This window comes from Sorangium sp. So ce887 (assembly GCF_051521455.1).
Taxonomy (GTDB): Bacteria; Myxococcota_A; Polyangia; order Polyangiales; family Polyangiaceae; genus Sorangium.
This window is the reverse complement of record NZ_CP150354.1, coordinates 2,159,342-2,178,602: the sequence shown is the minus strand read 5'-3', so window position 1 is coordinate 2,178,602 and position 19,261 is coordinate 2,159,342. Positions and strand designations below refer to the sequence as shown.

The 19,261-nt window shown below is 72.5% G+C and carries 10 protein-coding genes; 4 read left to right on the top strand and 6 right to left on the bottom strand.

Annotated elements, in window-relative coordinates; all coding sequences use genetic code 11:
* Positions 1-2 precede the first annotated feature (2 nt).
* Positions 3-956 carry an ArsR/SmtB family transcription factor gene (locus tag WMF36_RS08175; RefSeq protein ID WP_437579050.1) on the bottom strand — a complete coding sequence of 318 codons (954 nt, stop codon included), beginning with the start codon at positions 954-956 and terminating at the stop codon, positions 3-5.
* A 930-nt stretch (positions 957-1,886) separates the two neighbouring features.
* On the opposite strand from WMF36_RS08175, the gene WMF36_RS08170 reads away from it, so the two are divergent.
* Both WMF36_RS08170 and WMF36_RS08165 read left to right on the top strand, forming a co-directional pair.
* Positions 1,887-3,899 carry an arylsulfatase gene (locus tag WMF36_RS08170; RefSeq protein WP_437579049.1) on the top strand — a complete coding sequence of 671 codons (2,013 nt, stop codon included), beginning with the start codon at positions 1,887-1,889 and terminating at the stop codon, positions 3,897-3,899.
* A gap of 80 nt (positions 3,900-3,979) precedes the next feature.
* Positions 3,980-6,274 carry a multiheme c-type cytochrome gene (locus WMF36_RS08165; protein ID WP_437579048.1) on the top strand — a complete coding sequence of 765 codons (2,295 nt, stop codon included), beginning with the start codon at positions 3,980-3,982 and terminating at the stop codon, positions 6,272-6,274.
* A gap of 57 nt (positions 6,275-6,331) precedes the next feature.
* On the opposite strand, the gene WMF36_RS08160 is transcribed toward WMF36_RS08165, so the two are convergent.
* Positions 6,332-7,846 (bottom strand): serine/threonine-protein kinase, encoded by a 1,515-nt coding sequence (locus tag WMF36_RS08160; RefSeq protein WP_437579047.1) that lies wholly within the window; start codon positions 7,844-7,846, stop codon positions 6,332-6,334.
* Entirely contained in the window at positions 7,843-10,251 is a 2,409-nt protein-coding gene (locus WMF36_RS08155; RefSeq protein ID WP_437579046.1) for a FecR domain-containing protein, read from the bottom strand. The genes WMF36_RS08160 and WMF36_RS08155 overlap by 4 nt, the downstream gene beginning before the upstream one ends.
* A gap of 68 nt (positions 10,252-10,319) precedes the next feature.
* On the opposite strand from WMF36_RS08155, the gene WMF36_RS08150 reads away from it, so the two are divergent.
* Both WMF36_RS08150 and WMF36_RS08145 read left to right on the top strand, forming a co-directional pair.
* On the top strand, positions 10,320-12,086 hold the full coding sequence (locus WMF36_RS08150) for an OmpA family protein (RefSeq protein WP_437579045.1): 1,767 nt from the start codon (positions 10,320-10,322) through the stop codon (positions 12,084-12,086).
* 93 nt (positions 12,087-12,179) lie between these two features.
* On the top strand, positions 12,180-13,964 hold the full coding sequence (locus WMF36_RS08145) for an adenylate/guanylate cyclase domain-containing protein (protein ID WP_437579044.1): 1,785 nt from the start codon (positions 12,180-12,182) through the stop codon (positions 13,962-13,964).
* An 18-nt stretch (positions 13,965-13,982) separates the two neighbouring features.
* Here the strand turns inward: WMF36_RS08145 and WMF36_RS08140 are convergent, their stop codons facing one another.
* The 3 genes from WMF36_RS08140 to WMF36_RS08130 form a co-directional block, all read right to left on the bottom strand.
* A complete protein-coding gene (locus tag WMF36_RS08140; protein ID WP_437579043.1) occupies positions 13,983-16,118 on the bottom strand; it encodes an ATP-binding protein in 2,136 nt (711 codons plus the stop codon).
* 113 nt (positions 16,119-16,231) lie between these two features.
* A complete protein-coding gene (locus WMF36_RS08135) occupies positions 16,232-16,588 on the bottom strand; it encodes a response regulator (protein WP_437579042.1) in 357 nt (118 codons plus the stop codon).
* 175 nt (positions 16,589-16,763) lie between these two features.
* Positions 16,764-18,044 (bottom strand): serine hydrolase domain-containing protein, encoded by a 1,281-nt coding sequence (locus WMF36_RS08130; protein ID WP_437579041.1) that lies wholly within the window; start codon positions 18,042-18,044, stop codon positions 16,764-16,766.
* Between the last annotated feature and the right edge of the window lie 1,217 nt (positions 18,045-19,261).

The following is a 19,261-nucleotide window of genomic DNA, read 5'->3' as shown; positions in this document are numbered from 1 at the left end:
GATCAGCCTCGCTTGGCGCTCTTGGAGGGATCCGGGGTCGGCTTGTCGGCGATGGCGAGCACGACCTGAAAATGTGGCTTCTTCGCCTCGCGGCAGGCGACGTCGGACACGACGACATCGAGCCTCGCGCGGGTGAGCATGGCGCGGAGGTCGGAGGGCGAGAAGCCGGGGTGGCGCTCGCCGTAGGGCGCGGTGACCTCCCGCTGCTGGTGCGCGTCGAGCGACAGGATCACCAGCCGTCCGCCTGGGCGGAGCACGCGGGCGCACTCTTCCAGCGCCTGCGGCGGCTGCTCGGCGTAGGTCAGCGTGTGAAACACGAGGACCGAGTCGAAGGAGGCCTTTCGGAACGGCAGATCGTGGACATCGGCGACCTGGACGCGGACGTGGGGCTGGGTCGAGAATCGCTCTTTCGCGGCCGCGATCATCCGGCTGCTCGAGTCGATGCAGGTGAGCGAGCGGCAGTAAGGCGCGAGCGAGCCGGCCGCCGCGCCGTCGCCCGAGCCGACGTCGAGGACGTCGCCGAGGCGGAGCAACGCGGCGATGCCGACCGCGAGCGACTGCCAGGTGCGGCCCGGGGAGTAGTGTCTCTCCATCTCGCCGGCGAAGGACTCCGGGAGGCCACCGCGCCGCTCGGCGTCGAGCTCCAGGAGGCGCCGCTGGTCGCCTTCCAGGGTCGGGTCGGCCGATTTCGTGGCCTCATCGAGGAGGGCCTTCGCGGTCCCGGGCAGGGTATCGACCGCGAGCGCATAGAACGACTGCGGCCCCTGGCGCCTGTCGCGGACGAACCCTGCCTCGCGGAGCCGCCCGAGGTGCGTCGAGACGCGCGACTGCGCGATGCCCGTCACGCGAACCAGATCCGTCACCCGCAGCTCGCGCTCGCGGAGGAGCACGCACAGCCGTATCCGGCTCTCGTCCCCGAGGAGGCTCAGCGTCTCGATGTACTCGGAAAGACCCATGTATCCCTGTATCTAGATGCGCGAATGCAATAGAACCCCCGCCTGTCGGAGTCAAGCGCGCCGGCACCCGAGGAGCACCGAACGCAGGCCGCCGAGCGGAGCCCGGGACACGGGCAGGACGATTCCGCAGGGGCGACCCCTCGCGATCCGTCGGATCCTCCGGGATTTTGGGAGAGCAGGACCCAGGCGCTCGCTCGGACCCTGCGGCCAGCGCCCTTACCACGTCGCGCGGCCTCGTACCACCTGGCCCGGGCTCCTGTCGGGCACACGTTGGCCAGCCGATTCGCCGCGTTCCTGGTTTTCACGAACGATTCCTGGGGCACGGCTTGAACTTCTCTCGCGTTGACGGACTCGATGGCAGGTGCCTTGTGCTCGGGCGCCGGCGCCGGGGTGAGCGCCTCGCCGGCATCGCCGACGACGAGCAACAAGGGATGCGAGCGCCAGCACGAGGCCCGACGTGACGAGCAGGCAGCAGTGAGCGGGTTGACGCCTTCAGCATGTCGATCCACGGCTCCTTGGCGCGAATTTTCTTGTATAACGCCATGTCGTCTGTCATAACGGACGAATGCATCCTTTCCTCGTAGCCACGCGGACGCTCGGTGCCCGCCCGGGGGCCCCAGGCGCGTGCTGCCGAACGAGCACCTGTCGTTCTTGCTGTAGTTAGCCGCATGCGCCGCGGCGCGAGCTGCGGCGAGGAGAACAGCGAGGCAGCGCACCCGCGTCCACGGCGACGCGTCACGCTGCCGTTCGTCGTGACGGCCGAGCCACGGGGCTCATCACCGTCAGAGTCCGCCCTTCTCGTGGCGCGCCCGGCCGAGCTTTTGTCGGTGCGCGAACCGAGGCGTCCCTTCGGGAGGACGGCGGAACCTCGCTTCCGACGACGTTCGACTCCGGCATGCGGCGCTTCCAGCACTCCCCAAGGAGACAGGTATGAAGCGGTTCTTCGAACGTCACCGGTGGATTGGTTCGGCGCTCGCGAGCGGGCCCTGGTTGTTCGCCACGCTACTCGGCCCGATCGGCTGCGAGAGCGACGACGACGCGGGCAGCGGTGGCAGCGCCGGTCGGACCGGCAGCTCGAGCGGCGGGTCGGGCGGTTCCACGAGCAGCACCGGCAACGCCACGGGCGGCGCCGGCGGCGGAGGCAGCTCCGGCGAAGCTGGCGCGGCGGGCGAAGGCGCCGGCGGTGCTGCGGGCTCGGGCGGCGCTGCCGGGGCCGGCGGTGCTGCGGGCTCGGGCGGCGCTGCCGGGGCCGGCGGTGCTGCGGGCTCGGGCGGCGCTGCCGGGGCCGGAGGTGCTGCGGGCTCGGGCGGTGCGGGCGGGGGCGGAGGTGCTGCGGGCGGGGGCGGTACGGGCGGGGGCGGTACGGGCGCCGAGTTGCCCAACATCGTCACGATCGTGGCCGACGATCTCGGCTTCTCGGACCTCGGCGCGTTCGGCGGCGAGATCAGCACCCCGAACCTCGATACACTCGCCGCCGAAGGCCGCATCCTCACCGGGCACCGCTCCGGATCGCTGTGCGCGCCGACCCGCGCGATGCTGGTCTCCGGCACCTATAGCCACTCCGTCGGGCTGGGCCGCATGGGCGGTGGCAGTGGACCGCAAGCAGGGCAGCCCGGCTACGAGGGCCACCTGACCGGCAACGCGCTGTCCGTGGCCGAGCTCCTGAAAGACGCCGGTTACCATACGTACATCGCCGGCAAGTGGCACCTCGGCGACGAGGAGGATCAGAGTCCGGCGGCGCGCGGCTTCGAGAAATCGTACGTCCTGCTCGGCGGCGTGGCGACGTTCTTCAACGAGTACCTCGACCCACCGACGACCGCGCAGACTCGGCTCTATCGCGAGGACGGTGTGTACACGCAGCCGCCGCGCGGCTTCTACGCGACCGAGCTCTACACGGACAAGCTCATCCAGTACATCGAGAGCAACCGCGCCGACGGCAAGCCGTTCTTCGCGTTCGCGACGTACACCACGCCGCACTGGCCGCTTCAGGCTCCGCCCGAGTACATCGACAGGTACCGCGGCCGCTACGACGCGGGCTACGACGCCATCCGCGAGCAGCGCCTCGAGCGGCTCAAGAGCCGCGGCGTCATCCCCGAATCGTTCACGCCGAATCCCCGCTTGCCGAGCGGCGGCAGCAACCCGAAGACCTGGGAAGAGCTGGCGCCGGAGGAGAGGATCTACGAAGCGCGGCGCATGGAGATCTACGCCGCCATGGTCGAGAACCTCGACGCCAACATCGGCAGGTTGATCCAGTACCTCAAGCGGGTCGGCGAGTACGAGAACACCTTCATCTTCTTCCAGTCCGACAACGGCGCGGAAGGCGGCAGTCGCGAGGGCTTCGCCGCCAGCGACCCGAGCCGCTCCGGGCCGGTGGTGAACACACTCGAGAACCTCGGTCGACCGGGTTCGTACATCGGCGTCGGCCCCCGCTGGGCCGAGGTGAGCGCCACGCCGTTCCGGCTGTGGAAGAGCTACACGACCGAAGGCGGCATCGCCGTTCCGGCCATCGCACGGCTGCCGGGACAGCACCAGGCCAAGCCGCAGTTCGACGGAACCACGCACGTGATCGATTTTCTGCCGACCGTGCTCGAGCTGGCCGGTGTGCCCGATCCGGGGAGCACCTACAAGGACAGGGCCGTCGAGCCGATCAGCGGGCACTCGATCCTGCCGGCGCTCGAAGATCGGGCGACCAGCGTGCGCGCGCCCGGTGAGAGGTTGATCTGGGAGCATGGCAACCACCGCTACGTGATCCGCGACAACTGGAAGCTGCTGTGGCTCGGCGCGCCTCATGGCCCGACGCCGCGCGCCTGGACGCTGTACGATCTGGCCACCGACCGCGGCGAGATCAACGACGTATCCGCGGCTCATCCGGAGGTGGCGGCCGAGCTCGCCGCCGCGTGGACGCAGTACGCGACCGACCGCGGAGTCATCCTCACCGAGTAACCGCGCCCCCTGCCGCGCGCGAGACCCGGGCGTCTCTGCACGACCCGAGTCTCGCGGCGGTGCTTGCCTCCGCTCCGCTCATGGCCGATTCCCGACTCGTTCGTTGGTGGCCCCTCGCCGTCCTGACCCTGGCGCTCGCCGCGGTCGTGGTCTGGCGCGCGCCCACGAGCACATCCTCCCTCACGCCAGCCGACGCCTCCACGGCGAGCGCTCCGGGGGCGAAACCCGGGGCGGCGCACGGCGACGCCGCGGAGGCCTCGTCGGGTACCGCAAAGCGGGTGAGCCCGGCGGAGGACTCGCCAGAGCGCGCAGCGGCCGGCTTCGTCGGCAGCGACCGCTGCGCACCGTGCCACGCCGAAGAGCACGCCGCGTGGCAGGGGTCCCAGCACGCGCGGGCCATGCAGCACGCGAGCGCCGCCACCGTGCTCGGGAACTTCGGGGGGGCGCGCCTGCGTTACGCTGGGCTGGTCCACCGCTTCGATTATCAGGACGGAAGATACTGGGTCACCACGGACGGCCCCGATGGCCAGCTGCACCGCTACGAGGTGTTGTACACCTTCGGCGTCGAACCGCTCCAGCAGTACCTCGTTGCCGGCCCGGGCGGACGCTTGCAGGTGCTGCCGTTTGCGTGGGACTCGCGCCCCCAAGCACGCGGTGGGCAGCGCTGGTACCACCTGCAGGAGCGCGACAGCGTTCGCGCCGGCGACGTGCTGCACTGGACCGCCGCCAGCCAGAACTGGAATCACATGTGCGCCGAGTGCCACTCGACGCACGTCACGAAAGGGTACGACGCGGCCGCTGATCACTTTACCACCACCTGGTCCGAGATCAGCGTCGGGTGCGAAGGCTGCCACGGCGGCGGCGCGCGCCACCTCGACTGGACCCAGGCTCGGACGCCGGACCCCTCGAAGGGCCTCGACGTGCGCTTCGACGAGCGTCAGGGCGCCACGTGGACACGGCTGCCCAGCGGCACCGCGCAGCGTGGCAAGAGCCCCTCGAGCGGCACCGAAAGTGCCACGTGCGCGTTCTGCCACAGCCGCCGGGAGACCCTCTCGCAGCCGCTCCGGCACGGCGCCCCGCTGCTCGACAGCGTCGCGCTCGAGCTGCTGACCGCGCCCTCCTACACGCCCGACGGCGTGATGAGCGACGAAGTCTTCACCTACGGCTCGTTCCAGCAGAGCAAGATGGCGCACGCCGGCGTGACGTGCAGCGACTGCCACGAGCCGCACGCCGGCCGTCTGCGCGCCGAGGGCAACGGCCTGTGCGCGTCCTGCCACGAACCGGCGCGCTTCGATGTCCCCGAGCATCACCACCACGCCGCGAACGGCAGCGTCACGCCCAGCGGGCCCGCCGCTCCGCGCTGCGTCGACTGCCACATGCCGGCGCGCACGTACATGGGCGTCGACGTCCGTCACGATCACGGCTTCCGGGTGCCTCGGCCGGATCTCTCGGTCCGCCTCGGGATCCCGAACACATGCACCGACTGCCACGCGCAAAAGCCCGCGAGCTGGGCCGCCGACGCCGTGCGAGCCTGGCTCGGCCGCCCCGCGCAGAGCTACCAGACAACCACCGAGGTCTTCGCTCTCGCGCGTACCGCGCCCGGCGACCCGGCCGTCGCCGCCGAGCTCCAGCGGCTCGCGACCGACCGCGCCAACCCCGCCATCGCGCGCGCCACCGCGCTCGCCTCGCTGCGCGCCGCCCCGACGGCCGCGTCGCTCGCCGTCCTCCGCTCGGCGCTCGCCGATCCCGACCCGCTGCTACGGCGCGCTGCGCTCAGCGCATTGGAGAGCTACGACCCTCGTCGCATCGCGGCCGTCGCCGCGCCGCTCCTCGCCGATCCCGTGCGCGGTGTGCGCGTCGAAGCCGCGCGCGTGCTTGCGGGCGTCGACCTCGGCGCCTTGCCCGAGCGCGCCGCGCAGGATCTGGACGGAGCGTTGCGCGAGTACATCGCCACGCAAACCCTCCACGCCGATCGAGCCGAAGCCCAGAACAACCTGGGCCTCATCTTCACCCGCACGGGCAAGCCGCGCGACGCCGAGCAGGCCTACCTCGCCGCGCTTCGCATCGAGCCCGGCTACGTCCCCACCTACGTGAACCTCGCCGACCTCTATCGCGAGCTCGGTCGCGACGCGGACGGCGTCGCGCTGCTTCGGCGCGGCATCACCCGCCTCCCCGAGCAGGCCGAGTTGCTCCACTCGCTGGGCCTCGCCCTGGTCCGGCAAGGCCACCAGGACCAAGCGCTCGAGCCGCTGAAACGCGCCGCCGAGCTCGCGCCCGAGCAGGCTCGCTTCCAGACCGTCTACCAAGCCGCGCTGACCGCCTTGCGGTCATCCACCCCGGCGGCTCACGCCCAGCCTCCTCTCGGGCGGCCATGAGCTCCTGGTCGCTCGCCTGCGCGGCGCGCGGCCACTGCTGCCGCCCCGCGCCGCACGTTAGCGCCCGCGGCGCACGACCCGCGCGATCTTGCGCGACAGCACGTCCGGCGCCACCGGATACCGCGCCACATCGGCGGCACCCGCCGCGACGAGCGCGTTCATCCTGTCCGAGGAGAGCCCCGCCGCGCACACGACAGCGCGCAGGCCGGGCGCCGCGCGGCCGAGCGCCTCGAGCAGCGCGCACGCGGCGTCCACGTCGGCGCCGGCGTCGATCACCGCCACGCCGAGCCCCGACGCGACGAGCGCGGCGGCGTCGGGCACCTCGGCCAGGTGGATCCGCTGCGCGTCGAGCCCGATCTCGCACGCCTCGCTCAGCCCCTGGCCCGCCGGCGCGAGCCGGAGCAGCGCGACGGCGTGCTCCGGGACCGGCGCGAGCCGCGCGGTCTCGCCGTCCGGCCAGGGCTGCGCGCGCTCGCCCCGCCCCCCGAGCGGCTCGTCCGCCTTGCGCTCGGGCAGCCGCCGCGCCTCCGCCTCCCGCGACATCGCCTCATCGAGCCGCGCCCGCGCCGCCGCGGCGCTCTCCGGGCGCCGCTCCGGCAGCTTCGACAGGAGGTCCAGCCGGAGCCGCTCCAGGAGCGGCGGGACCGGCGGCGCCCCGGGCGGACGGATCAGCGGCGGCGGGATCGAGAACATGTGCATCGCCATGAGCTCCACCGCAGGGAGACCGCAGAACGGCGGCGTGCCTTGCAACAGTGACGTAAGAATACAGCCACACGCGTAAAGATCGGAGCTCGGGCCCACGACGAGCGAGCGGCACTGCTCGGGGCTCATGTACTCCGGCGTGCCCGCGACCATGTCCTTCGAGGTGAGCGTCGGGCCGGCGTCGAGCGGATCGTCGAGGTGCGCCAGGCCGAAATCGACGACCTTGGCGACGAGCTCGCCGTCCTGCTCCGCGAGCAGCACGTTCTCCGGCTTGAGGTCGCGGTGCACGATGCCGGACGCGTGCGCGGCGCCCACGCCCTCGAGGATGCCCGCGAAGATGGCCGCCGCCTCGGCGAGGCCCAGCAGCTCGCGCGGCGCCCGGAGCCGCGCGGCGAGCGACTGCCCCTTGAGCAGCTCCATCACGAGGTAGATCAGCTCGTCGCCGTCGTCCTCGTCGCCGCCGAGGTCGAGCACCTTGACCACGTTCCGGTGCACGAGCCTGGAGGCGGCGCGCGCCTCGCGGAGGAACCGCCGCCGGCTCTCCGGGAGCATCGCGATGTGCGGGTGCATCGTCTTCACCGCGACCGGGACGCCGAGCAGGACGTGCTCCGCCTCGTAGACCTCCCCCATCCCGCCCGCGCCGAGCAGCCGCACGAGGTTGTACTTGCCGCCAAGGACCCGCCCGACGCCCATCCGCTGCGACGGGCCCGCTTCGGGCACGTCCGAGGGGAGCGTCTCCGCGCCCGCCAGGCGGCCGGTGGACAGGTGAGGATCGGGCGCCGGCCGGGTGCCCAGCCCCCGCCCGCCCTTCAGCACGGTGCGGCCGGCGTCCCCGTCCGGCGGCCGGCGCGCGCCGTCGTCGGCGCTCACGGCGAGGCCTCGCGGAAGCCCACCGCGATCTGCGCCGTCACCGGGCCCTCGCCCGCCTCGCGCCAGGGGCTCACCCGCACCGAGAGCGCCCCGAACAGCGCGCCGCCCGCCTCGGCGCCCGCCGACAGGCCGGCGAACCCGTCGTTCGCCGCGTCGTCCCGCTGGACGAGGTGCAGATCCAGCGCGCTGTGCAGCCGGAGCCACGACGCGGCGTCGGCCGCCACGCCCGCCAGGAGGAAGCCCTGCGCCGCCGACGGGGTCAGCTCACCGCCGCCCGCTGCGCCGCCGTCGCCGCCCTCGCCGCCCGCGGCGCGGAGGCGCGCGCCGAGGTCGACCACCCACGTCAGCCGGCCCGCCGCGCCGCCGAGCGCGATCCCGGGCTCGATGCGGACAGGCGGGCTCCCGTCGGCCAGGGGCACGCCGAGGCGGAGCGTGGGGCCGAGCTCGAGCTCCGAGCGCCCGAGGCGCAGGGCGCGGTAGCGCGCGCCGATCCAGCCGGCGCTGCCCACCCCCTCGCCGTCGCCGGCGGGGTTCGAGCGCAGCGAGATGTCGAACCCCAGCGGTCCGACGGCGCCGCTCGCGCGCACCTGCCCCGCAGCGACCCAGCCGCCGCCGGAGCGCACCGCGGCCGCGCCGACGGCGACCACGGCGGGCGGCGTGGGCGCGAGCCAGAGCACGTCCGCCGCCACGGACACCGGCAGGAGCGGGAGGTACGCGCCCAGCACGGGCGCGGCCGGGGGCGCCGGGGACGCCCGCGGCGGCGCTCGCGCCGGCCCCGGCGCGGCGGGCAGCTCGGCGTCGCTCGTGCCGAGCACACCGCCGCGGCCGTCCGCCACGTCGATCCGGACACGCAGCGGCTCGCCAGGGCGCATCGCCTCCCGGGGCAGCGGGATCCGCGCGATCAGCGCTCCGCCGCGCTCGCCGCCGGTCAGCGCGGCGGAGCGCACCCCGCCCGGCAGGTGGGCGAAGATCCGCGGCGCCACCCGCTGCGCGACGTCGATCCCCGCGAGCCCTTCGAGCTCCACCCGCGCCTCGAGCGCCTGCCCGTCCGCCGTCGCCACGCGCGCAGCCCGGACCGCCGCGCCCACCTTCGTGTACCGGACCGGGAGCGACGTCACCGCCGCGGGCGCGGCGCTGCCCCGCTCGCGCAGCCGGAGCTCGCGCGGGGCGCGCTGGAGGAGGTCGATGCGCTCGGGGATCGGGCCGAACGGCCCGTCGTCGAGCGAAAGCTCGAGCGCGGGGGTCGGCGTGAGCTCGATGACCCCGTACGGGTTCGCGGTGATCTCCCGCGCCGCCGGGGCGACGCCCCCCGAGACCCGCGCGGCGACGAGGTGGAACGTGCGCACCGCGCCCACCCCCAGGTACTCCTCCCGATCGATGACCCGGACCCGAAGGAAATAGGCGCCGGCCGGCATCTTCTCCGCGCGGAAGGACACGACGTCCGGCTTCACCTCCTCGCGGACGATGAGGTCGTTGAGCTCCGGGTCGCGCGCGACCTCGACGCGGTAGCCGGCCGCCCCGGGCGCGGGCTGCCACGACGCCGACAGGACGCCGAGCCCCCCCGGCGCGAGCGCGACAGGCGCGGCGTCCGCGGTCGTCCACGCCGGCGGCGGCGGCAGCGGGCGCGGGCGCGCGGGCGGCGACCTGTCCGCGAACCGGGTACCATGATCCTTCGGGACCACGACGGAGGTGCCGCCCGAGCTGACGCCCGCCTTGCCGTCGAACACAGCGACCGTGGTGCGCTCCCCGCGCCGCTGCACCACGGTGTCCCGCGACGACGCGCTCACCCGGCCGCCCCCGCCCGTGGCGACCTCGACCGACTGGCCGCGCAGCGCGGCGAGCGCGGCCTTCACCTCGCCGTCCGCGAGCTCGACGGCCGCCGGCGGCGTCTTCGATACCCGGGTTCGGCTCGCCGTACCGTAGATGACGACGAGCGTATTGGGCGCGAGCAACACCCGAGTCCGATCCACAAACTCGATATCTGCCCGCCCCTCATCCAGCGTGTTGACGCTCGAGTTCGTGAGGAGCGGCATCCCCGGCGTCGCGGGCGACCAGCCTTCGCCCGCCGGGCGCGCGCGCACGTCCGGGTGCATCGACCGGATCTTCGCGTCGGGGATCGACGTCACCTCGGCGGGGAGGACGAGCGTGAGCCCCTCCGCGAGCGCCGTGCCCGGGCCGCACGCAACGCGGTTATATCGCTGGATCAGCCCAACGTGCCTGGGCGAGCCGTAGAGGACATCTGCGATGTGATCGCACGTCTCTCCTCCCTGCACGCCCCATTGGATGACCGCCTCTGGATATCCGGGCGTCGGCTCTGCGGCGCTCGACGCGCCGACGTAGCCAACGTGGCTGGCGCAGCCGAGGAGCACCGCGACAGCGACGGACTGGCCATTTGACGGTGCCACGCCCGCGGCACGCTACCGGATCGAGATCGGCGTTGCAAGAGACCAGGCAATGGGATACGAGCTGACCGATGGCGTATTGGTCGGCGCGCGTCATCGCGCCCCTCCTGGCCTCCCCGCTCCTCGTCGCCGCCGCCTCGGCTTCCATGCCGGCCGCGGCGCAGGAGGCCACCGCGCTCGACAGGCTCGCTCCCGCGCCCGCGGGCGACGGGTTGTCCACCGTCCCTTCTGCCGGCGTATCCGGCGAGCTCCGGCCGGCGGTCGGACTGCTACTTTCCTATTCATATCAACCGCTCAGCCTGCGCGGGACAGCGCCTGCAGGCGCTGTGACGTGGGTGGACCGGCAGGCGATCCTCCATGCGCTCGCGAGCGTCGAGCTCCTGCGCCGGGTCAAGCTCGACCTCGACGTGCCGTTCGTGCTGGACCAGGGCGGCGCGTCCGGCGCGCTCGGGGACGTCCGCGTCACGGCGCCCGCCGGCGGCGCCGCCGTCGCCGATCTCCAGGCCGGCGGCAGGGTGACGCTCCTGCCCCAGGAGGGGCTCCGGCCGGCGGCGGCGCTCGGGCTCTCCGTCTGGCTGCCGACCGGCGACGCGTCGGCGTTCGCCGGCGCGGGCGCCGTGCGCTACGCGCCGCGGGTGATCGTGGGGGCGGAGCACCCGGGCTTCCTCTGGGCGGCCTCGGCGGGGGGCCGGTTCCAGCCGGCCTCGGCGGACAGCCTGACGGGCAGCGAGGTCTTCTTCACCGCGGGCGCCGGCGTCCGCAGAGGCCCGCTGCAGCTCGGGTCGGAGCTCTCCGTGTGGGCCGCCGCCGGCGAGGCGTCGGCGCTCCGGGTCCCGGGCCGCGCGGGGGCGGAGCTCCTGCTCACCGCGCGCTGGTCGCTGGGCCCGCTCACGCTGGACGCGGGCGCCGGCCCCGGCTTCGGGCGGCTGCCCGGCACGCCGAAGGCGCGCTTCTTCGCGGCGCTCGGCATCGCCGCCGACGTCCTGCCGGCGGCGGCCCCCGCCGCCTCTCGGGCCCCCGCGGCCGCGCCTGCGGGGGCGGGCGGCGACCGGGGCGCCGCGCGGGCGCCGGCTCCGGTCGCCGATCTCGACGGGGACTCGGTCCCCGACGCGGAGGACGCGTGCCCCCGGGTCATCGGCGAGGCGCGCCCGCCGGCCGCGGCCGCGGGCGCGCGGACGGCGTTCCGGCGCGGCTGCCCGCCGGACCGGGACCAAGACGGGATCTACGACGTCGACGATCGCTGCCCGGACGTGCCGGGCGTGAGCAGCGCCGCCGCGGACGGCGCCCCCGGGAGCGCGGGGTCGCGGCCCACGTCGAAGCACGGCTGCCCTGCGGACACGGACGGCGACGGCATCCCCAACGCGACGGACGCCTGCCCCTACGAGCGCGGCAAGCCGAGCGAGGACCGCGCGACGCACGGCTGCCCGTTCGCGGTGCGCATCGAGGGCTCGCAGATCGTCATCCTGCAGCAGGTCCAGTTCCCGACCGGCAGGGCCGAGATCGAGCCGGAGAGCTTCGAGCTGCTCTCCGAGGTCGCGGCGGTCCTCGAGGAGCACCCCGAGATCGCCCGGGTCGCGGTCGACGGCCACACGGACAACCAGGGCAACGCTCAGGCGAACCTGAAGCTCTCGCAGCGCCGCGCGCTCGCCGTTGTCGCGTGGCTCACGGCGCACGGCATCGACGCCCGCCGCCTCGAGGCGCGCGGCTTCGGCGCGCGCCGGCCCATCGCCGACAACCGCGCCCCCGACGGCCGGGCCAGGAACCGCCGGGTGGAGTTCCAGATCCGCAAGCGCACGGACGAGGGCGCGGCCGGCTGGAAGGACGGCCCGCTTGAGTGATCCGACGCGCGACGCGGCCGGAGCGCGGCCCTCGCCGCCACCGGCCGCGGGTGGGAATGACCGCATCACCCGGCCGCGCGCCGAGGCCTCCTCGTGAGGGCGCTCTCGCTCAAGACGAAGGCGATCGCGCTGTTCGCGGGGGTCGCGCTCGTCCCCGTGGCCGTCGCCGTGACGCTCCTCGCCGACGTGAACCGGCGCGCCGTGCGGACGTCCGAGGAGAGCTTGCAGGCGGCGGTCCTCTCCGAGGTGGCCTCGGCCTCGATCCAGCACGTCCGGGACGTCGAGAGCGACGCGGTCGCGGCGGCGGCCATCTTCGGCCATGCCGCGGGCGGCGCGATCCGGGACGAGGACGCTGTCGCGTCGGTGCGCGCCCTCGTCGCGACGCGCGCGCTGATCGACGCGGTGCGGCTGGAGGTGCCCGACGCGGGGATCAGCACCGTGATCCGCAAGGCGTCGTCCGGCGCGGACGTCCCCGCGGCGCCGGCTGCGCTGCGCCGGCTCGCGGACGAGCGCGGGGTCGGCTTCGGCGTGGTCGGGCCGGCCCGCGGCCTCCTCGTGGCCCGCGTGCGCCCCTCCGGCGACGCGGGCGCAGACCCGGCCGGCGCGCCGCCGCCTTCCCCGCGCGGCCCTGCCGGCTACGTGGTCGCGGAGGTGGCGCTCGACGCGCTCGGCCGCGATCTCGCGGCGATCGCCGAGCGCCGCTTCGGCGGCCGCGAGGTGCGCCTGCTCATCGCGGGCCACGATCGCCGGGCGATCGCGGCGTTCGGGGTGCCGGGCGCCGCGCCGGGCAGCGACGTCTCCGCCTTGCCGCTCTGGGGCAAGCTCCCGCCGGGCGCGGTGTGGACCGACAAGATCAGCGTGCTCAGCCCGCACGACGAGGGTGGCCAGCGGATGATCGGCGCCATCGAGACGCTGCCCGACCTCGGCTGGGCGGTCGCGATCTGGCGTCCGGAGCCGGTGGCCTTCGCGGCGCTCGACGAGATGCGGCGCCGCGGCCTCGCGGTCGCCGCCGGCGCGCTCGTCCTCGCGCTCGTCCTCGCGGTCTTCACCGCCCGCCATGTCACGGGCCCGATCCTCCACCTCGTCGCGCAGGCGCGGCTCATCGGCGCCCGGCGCTGGCGCGAGATCGCGCTCGGCGAGGGGCGGCGCGACGAGATCGGCGAGCTCGCGGCCTCGCTCGGCCGCATGGCCGAGGATCTCGAGCAGGGCGAGGCGGAGATCGCCCGGGAGGCGAAGCTCCGCGGCGATCTCGGCCGGTTCATGGACAGGGCCGTCGTCGACGCGATCGTGCGGGGCGAGCACCCGCTCGCGCTCGGCGGCAAGCGCGCGGCCGTGTCGGTGCTCTTCGCCGACGTGGTCGGCTTCACGCCGCTCGCCGAGTCGCGCGACCCCGAGCGCATGGTCGCGCTCCTCAACGAGCTCTTCTCGATGCTCACCGAGATCGTGTTCCGGCACGGGGGCACGGTCGACAAGTTCATCGGCGACTGCGTCATGGCCGTCTGGGGCGCCCCGCTCGCGCAGGCGGATCACGCGCGCCGCGCGCTCGCGGCGGCGGAGGACATGATGCGCTTCCTCGAGACGGCGAACGAGGAGTGGCGCGAGAAATACGATATCGAGATCCGCCTCGGCGTCGGCGTGAACTCCGGAGAGGCGATCGTCGGCAACATCGGCTCCGACAAGCGGATGGAATACACGGTGATCGGCGACGTGGTGAACGTGGCCTCGCGGCTCGAGGCCATCGCGGCGCCGAACCAGGTGCTGGTCTCCGGGGCGACCAGGGCCCTCGCCGGCGACGCCTTCCCCCTGCGCGCGCTGGGCGAGCGCAACCTCACGGGCCGCCAGACGACAACGGCCGTCTACGCGCTCGATCCGGACTGAAGGACCGGACTCGATCCCTCACGATCCGCCGATCGGCAGCTCGACCGTGAACGTCGCGCCCTGCCCCGGCGCGCTGCTCACACGAATGGTCCCGCGGTGCGCCTCGATGATCTGGCGGGTGATGTACAGGCCAAGCCCGAGGCCTCCGAAGCTCCGGATCGAGACGACGCGCTCGAAGCGATCGAAGATCCGGTCCTGCACCTCGCGCGCGATGCCGATGCCATGGTCCTCAACCCGGAGCTCGGCGAGCGCTCCTCGGCGCTGAACGCTCACGGTGATCGGCTTTCCTTTCCCATACTTCACCGCGTTCGCGAGCAGGTTGACGACCACCTGCTCTATCCGGAACCGATCCCAGCGGCCGATGACTGCCTCGCTCGCGCAGAGCGACAGGCGTGATTCCACGGAGGAGGGATCCTGGCAGAACCCCTCCGCGGCGTCGCTCGCCAGCGACGAGAGATCGACGTCCTCCAGCTGCAGCGCGAGCTGCCCCGCGCTGATCCGCGACACGTCGAGCAGGTCGTCGACCAGCTTGGTGAGCCGCTCCAGCTGGTGGTTCGATATCTCCAGGAGCTTGTAGAAGCTCTGCGTCTTGGGGTGCGCCGCGAGCGCCGGATCCACGAGGTGCCGCCGGAGCAGCTGCAGGTGCAGGCGGAGCGGCGTGAGCGGCGTCTTCAGCTCATGGGAGGCGATGGAGAGGAACTCGTCCCGGATCCGAAGCGCCTCTTGCGCCTCGCGGAGCAGGCGCTCGCGCTCCTTCTCCGCCTCGACCCGCTCGGTGATGTCCGTGCAGATCCCGCACACGCCGTGCACCACCCCCGACGCGTCGAAGAGCGGGACCTTGAGGGAGATGTACGTGTGCACGCCGTCGGGCTGCGGCAGCGTCATTTCCATCTGCACCGGGGCGCGGGCCGCCATCGCCTTGAGATCGCTCGCCCGGAACAGCTCGGCGACCTCCCCGGGGAGCGCCTGGTCGCCCGTCGTGCCGATCAGATCCGCAACCGGGATGCCCCACACCTCCGCGAACCGGCGGTTGAGCGTGAGGATGCGGCGCTCGGCATCCTTGGCGTAGACGATCGCCGTCGTGTTGTCGACGATGGCACGGAGCAGCTCCTCGCTCCGCCGCCGCGGCTCGTCTGCTGCCCTCTTCTCGGTGACATCGGCGAGGAAGCCCTGGTAATGGCGGATCCGCCCCGTGGCGTCGCGCTCGATCGCGGTCCGGTCATCGACCCATCGGACGCGCCCGTCCCCGCAGACAACACGATACTCCTGCTCGAAGCGGTCGCGACCAGCCGCCCCGCAGGCGGCGATCTCGCCCATCACGCGCTCCCGGTCGTCCGGGTGAACCAACGACGAGAACGTCACCGCCCCCGAGAGGAGGTCACATGGCCGATGGCCAAGCACGGCCGCCACGTTGTCGGACACATACGTGGCGACGAGCTCGGGCCCGGGCATCCAGCGAAAAAGCACGGCTGGGCTGCTCCCGACGATGAGCGCGGCCTGCTCGAGATCCGCAACCAGCATCGCGTTCTGGAGCGAGATGGCCGCTTGCGCGATCAGCAGCTCGATCGCCGTCAGCTTGTTCGGCGTGAACGCCCCGGCGAGGAGCTCGTTCTCGAGATACAAGACGGCGGCGATCTCGGTCCGCCCCGGGATGGGTAAGCACAGGACCGACCTCGGGCTCACAGCGACGAGGTAAGGGTCGTCGGAGAAGAGACCCCGCCCGCTCGCGTCACGCAGGAGCACGCGCTCGCGGCTCCTCCGAACGTGGAGGATGACCGACACGGGGGCCATCGCGGCCGAGAGCTCTCGGTCCTCGAGCACGACCTGAGCCTCGCCTGGTCCCGAGCGCGCCTCCGCCGCGACGCGAAGTTCGTCGTTGCGGGCGAGGATCAGCACACCCCTCTGCGCGCCGGCCTGCTGGACGATGGTGCGCACCAGGGCTTCGAGCAGGCGCGAGAGGACGATCTCTCTGGAGATGGCCTGCGACGCCTGGAGCACGGCCATGAGGTCGAGCTGCTCCGCCCGCGCCACGACGGCAGCCGTCGACTGGCCGGGCCTGGGTTCGAGGAGGTGCGGGGAGCGCTGCTCGGACTGAGCCACCTCGTCGTCCAGCGTCTCCGTGATGGTGTAGCTCTCTATCATGGCATCCGACATGGCATTCGAAGGCTGAGCTCTTCAGTCCGGCGTCTCGGTCAAGGCGGCATCATGCAGGCGGTGTCAAGCCTGCTGGGTCGCTCGCTCGTCGCGCGGCGTTCAGCCGCAGTCGTTCAGCCGCAGTACTGATGGACGACGTCGAGGAGCGCGTCCAGGCTGATTGGCTTGCTCAGCACGCCCTGAGCAGGCAGTGCTCCCGCCTTGTCGGGAAAGGCCGTCAAGACCAGGATCGGGATCGCCGAGAACCGATAATCCTGCATGACGGCGGCGATAAACTCCCATCCGTTCATTATCGGCATCATCAGGTCGACCAGGATGACGCCGGGCCGCGGCGCCCGTTCGAGCGCTTCGAGCGCCGCCCTGCCGTGCTCCGCCGTATGGACCTCGTAGCCCTCGAGCTCCAGCGTCATCTGGAGGGTCTCCCGGATTGCCTCCTCATCATCGACGATGAGCACGGTCTTGAGTTGCATGATATTCCCTCCCGTGGGGCATAGGCCGGCCTGGGGTGCCGGCGCGATCCGTCCTTTTATAGATCGGGCCGGGCAGGCCAGACCTCCCGCGCGACGAGGAGTGAACTTGGGCGGCGACGTGCTGATGGGCGGGCAGCCCCGCGTCGCTGGAGAGGGAGCGCTGCGGCGCGGGCGATCAGTCGTCAACCGCGTTGATGATGCCGTCGAAGAACTCGGCGCAGCCGATGCTGTCGAGCATCCGGGCCCAGCCGATGTCGTCGAACGGCTGCGGCAGGCCGTGGTTGGTCAGGAGGACGCCGATGATCTCCAGATCCGGGTCGACCCACATGAACGTGCCGGCGCCGCCCGCCTTGCCGTAGGAGCGCGGCGACAGCCGCATGCCGCCGTTCGAGAAGCGCCTCGTCCAGAGCTCCCAGCCGAGGCCCTTCGGGGTGTAGAGCAGGTTGTTGATGGGCGAGGTGTCGGTCGCCGCCGCCGTCACCTGGGGCGTGTTGTTCTTCTTCATCTTGCGGACCAGATCGGGCCGCAGGACCTCGGCGCCCCCGTAGGCGCCGCCGTTCAGGATCATCTGGCAGAACACGGCGATGTCCCTCGCCGTGGAGAAGACGCCGTCGCAGCCGGTGACGCCGCCCAGCGCGAAGTCCTGCTCGTCCTGCACGTCGCCGCGGACGACGCAGTCCCGGATGCTCGAGTACCCCGTGGCCGCGATGCGCTCGACGAGCGCCGGGGGCGGGCAGTACATCGTGTCGTTCATGCCGAGAGGACCCCAGATGCACCCGCCCGCGACGGTATCGAGATCTTCCCCCGCGGCGGCCTCGATCATGCAACCGAGGAGGCGGTACGTGAGATCGCTGTAAAGCACCGACGTACCCGTCGGGTACTCGAGCGGCGTCTCGGCCATCAGCGACCACACGGCCTCGGCGTCCGGCTCGTCGAGGAACTGGTTGTCCATCGGCAGACCGGCCGAGTAACGGAGCATGTCATGGACGGTGACGGCCCCCTTTCCGTTGGCGGCGAACTCCGGCAGGTAGCTGGCCACCGGATCGCTCAGTTGGATCACCCCCTCCTGCACGAGCGCGAGCGCCGACGCGGCCGTCGAGAGCACCTTGGTCATCGACTGCAGGTCGAAGATTGTGTCGAGTGTCACCGGCTCGTCGGCGCCGGCGACCTTGCTGCCGAAGGCCCGGTGACCTACGATGACTCCGTGCCGCGCGATCAGCGCCGTGGCGCCCGGGAACAGGGCGTCGTTGACCCGGCGCTGGATCCGCGCGAAGACGTCCTCCAGCCGTTCGGAGCTCATGCTCACGTCCTCGGGCTGCCCCGCGGTGAGCGTCGTGCAGGTGCTGCCTCTCCACGGGTTCGAGCCGAGCGCGGGCGCCGCGGCGGCGACCGCGGCGACCTGGGTCATCCCTTGCAAGAACTGCCTGCGGTTGAACGCTCGTCGTTGTTCGGTCATGGCGCTTCCCAACCTTGCTTTCATGAAGAACGAATGATTCCACGGCGGCGCCCGGGCAGGGCCCGGAGCGTATTCAACGTGGGCGTCTGACGCGAGGAATCGCAACTTGCACGCCAGCGCTGCCTGCTTTCTCTCCTTCGAGCCCGATCGCCGACAAGATCGAAGTTCTCGCTGCCTCTTCAGCCCCGCGGCTGCGCGCGTCGCCTCCAATTGAGTTGGCACGGCGGGAATCGAAGCGCAATCGATTGCGGGAAGACGCAAGCGGATGTGCGCTCCCCTCGACATCCAGGACGACCCCGGACGAGCGTGGACGAATGCACGGCACGTTTCCGACCCCGCTTCGCGGCGGGGTGACCGGCCACGGACACGGCATTCGAGCGTCGCTCCTCCGGCGCTGCCGCGCCGCTCGACGGCCCGTCCGGGAGGCTCGATCGCCGCGGACGGCACCTCTCGAGGTGCGCCACACGACATCTGACGGCCAGCGCGAGAGGAGACCTCCGCGCGCGCTCGGTCGAGGGCGGCCCCGCGATCTGCCCGCTACCCCGTCCGCCGCGCTCATCGCCGGTTCCGATTTGTCTCGTGCCAAACAGCTCTCGCAAGTCGATTGGATCGATTGGAGAGCAGCATCACCGATTCGTTGCCATAGCAAGATATCGACGGTGCTACCCTGTCGCGAAGCCGCCGCGCGCCGCGCTACCCTCATGTCCTTTCGCCCCTCAGGACGGGCGGGTGGCCCGCCCGCTCCGAGCCCCCGGCTCCGCGGGCCAGCGGTGCGCCCCGACCGAGCCGCACCAGCGACCGCCGGCGCTCCGCTGTCGCGTCTGCATGCCCCAGCATGCAACCGCATGCTCCAGCATGCAACTGCATGCTCCAGCATGCAACAGAGCTCCCGCGGAGATACGACCGCAGAGGATTCTTTCCGCATTGCAACCGAAGCGTCGCGTCCATGCTGCAGCGCGCCCGAGCGGATGGCGGTCATCCATTGCGGGTGCTCCTCGGCGCGCGCTGCCCGCGGGACCTCCCCGAGCGATCTCGAATTTCGCCCCACGATCCCCGGCTCCGGCTGCCGCTCACAGCGGAGGTCGAGACGACCGCTGAGCCCGCCCATCGCGCGACAATGGCAGAAGCGCGCTACGACGAAAGAGCCCACGCGGCTCCGCGTGCGCTGTTGTATCTTGTCTCAACGTCACAGCCCCGGTGAGGCACATTTGTCGCCC

What these genes read in the sequence shown, in the direction of transcription:
- WMF36_RS08175 (WP_437579050.1), bottom strand. Translation starts at nt 956, where the DNA reads ATGGGTCTTTCCGAGTACATCGAGACGCTGAGCCTCCTCGGGGACGAG.
- WMF36_RS08170 (WP_437579049.1), top strand. Translation starts at nt 1,887, where the DNA reads ATGAAGCGGTTCTTCGAACGTCACCGGTGGATTGGTTCGGCGCTCGCG.
- WMF36_RS08165 (WP_437579048.1), top strand. Translation starts at nt 3,980, where the DNA reads ATGGCCGATTCCCGACTCGTTCGTTGGTGGCCCCTCGCCGTCCTGACC.
- WMF36_RS08150 (WP_437579045.1), top strand. Translation starts at nt 10,320, where the DNA reads ATGGCGTATTGGTCGGCGCGCGTCATCGCGCCCCTCCTGGCCTCCCCG.
- WMF36_RS08140 (WP_437579043.1), bottom strand. Translation starts at nt 16,118, where the DNA reads ATGTCGGATGCCATGATAGAGAGCTACACCATCACGGAGACGCTGGAC.
- WMF36_RS08135 (WP_437579042.1), bottom strand. Translation starts at nt 16,588, where the DNA reads ATGCAACTCAAGACCGTGCTCATCGTCGATGATGAGGAGGCAATCCGG.
- WMF36_RS08130 (WP_437579041.1), bottom strand. Translation starts at nt 18,044, where the DNA reads ATGACCGAACAACGACGAGCGTTCAACCGCAGGCAGTTCTTGCAAGGG.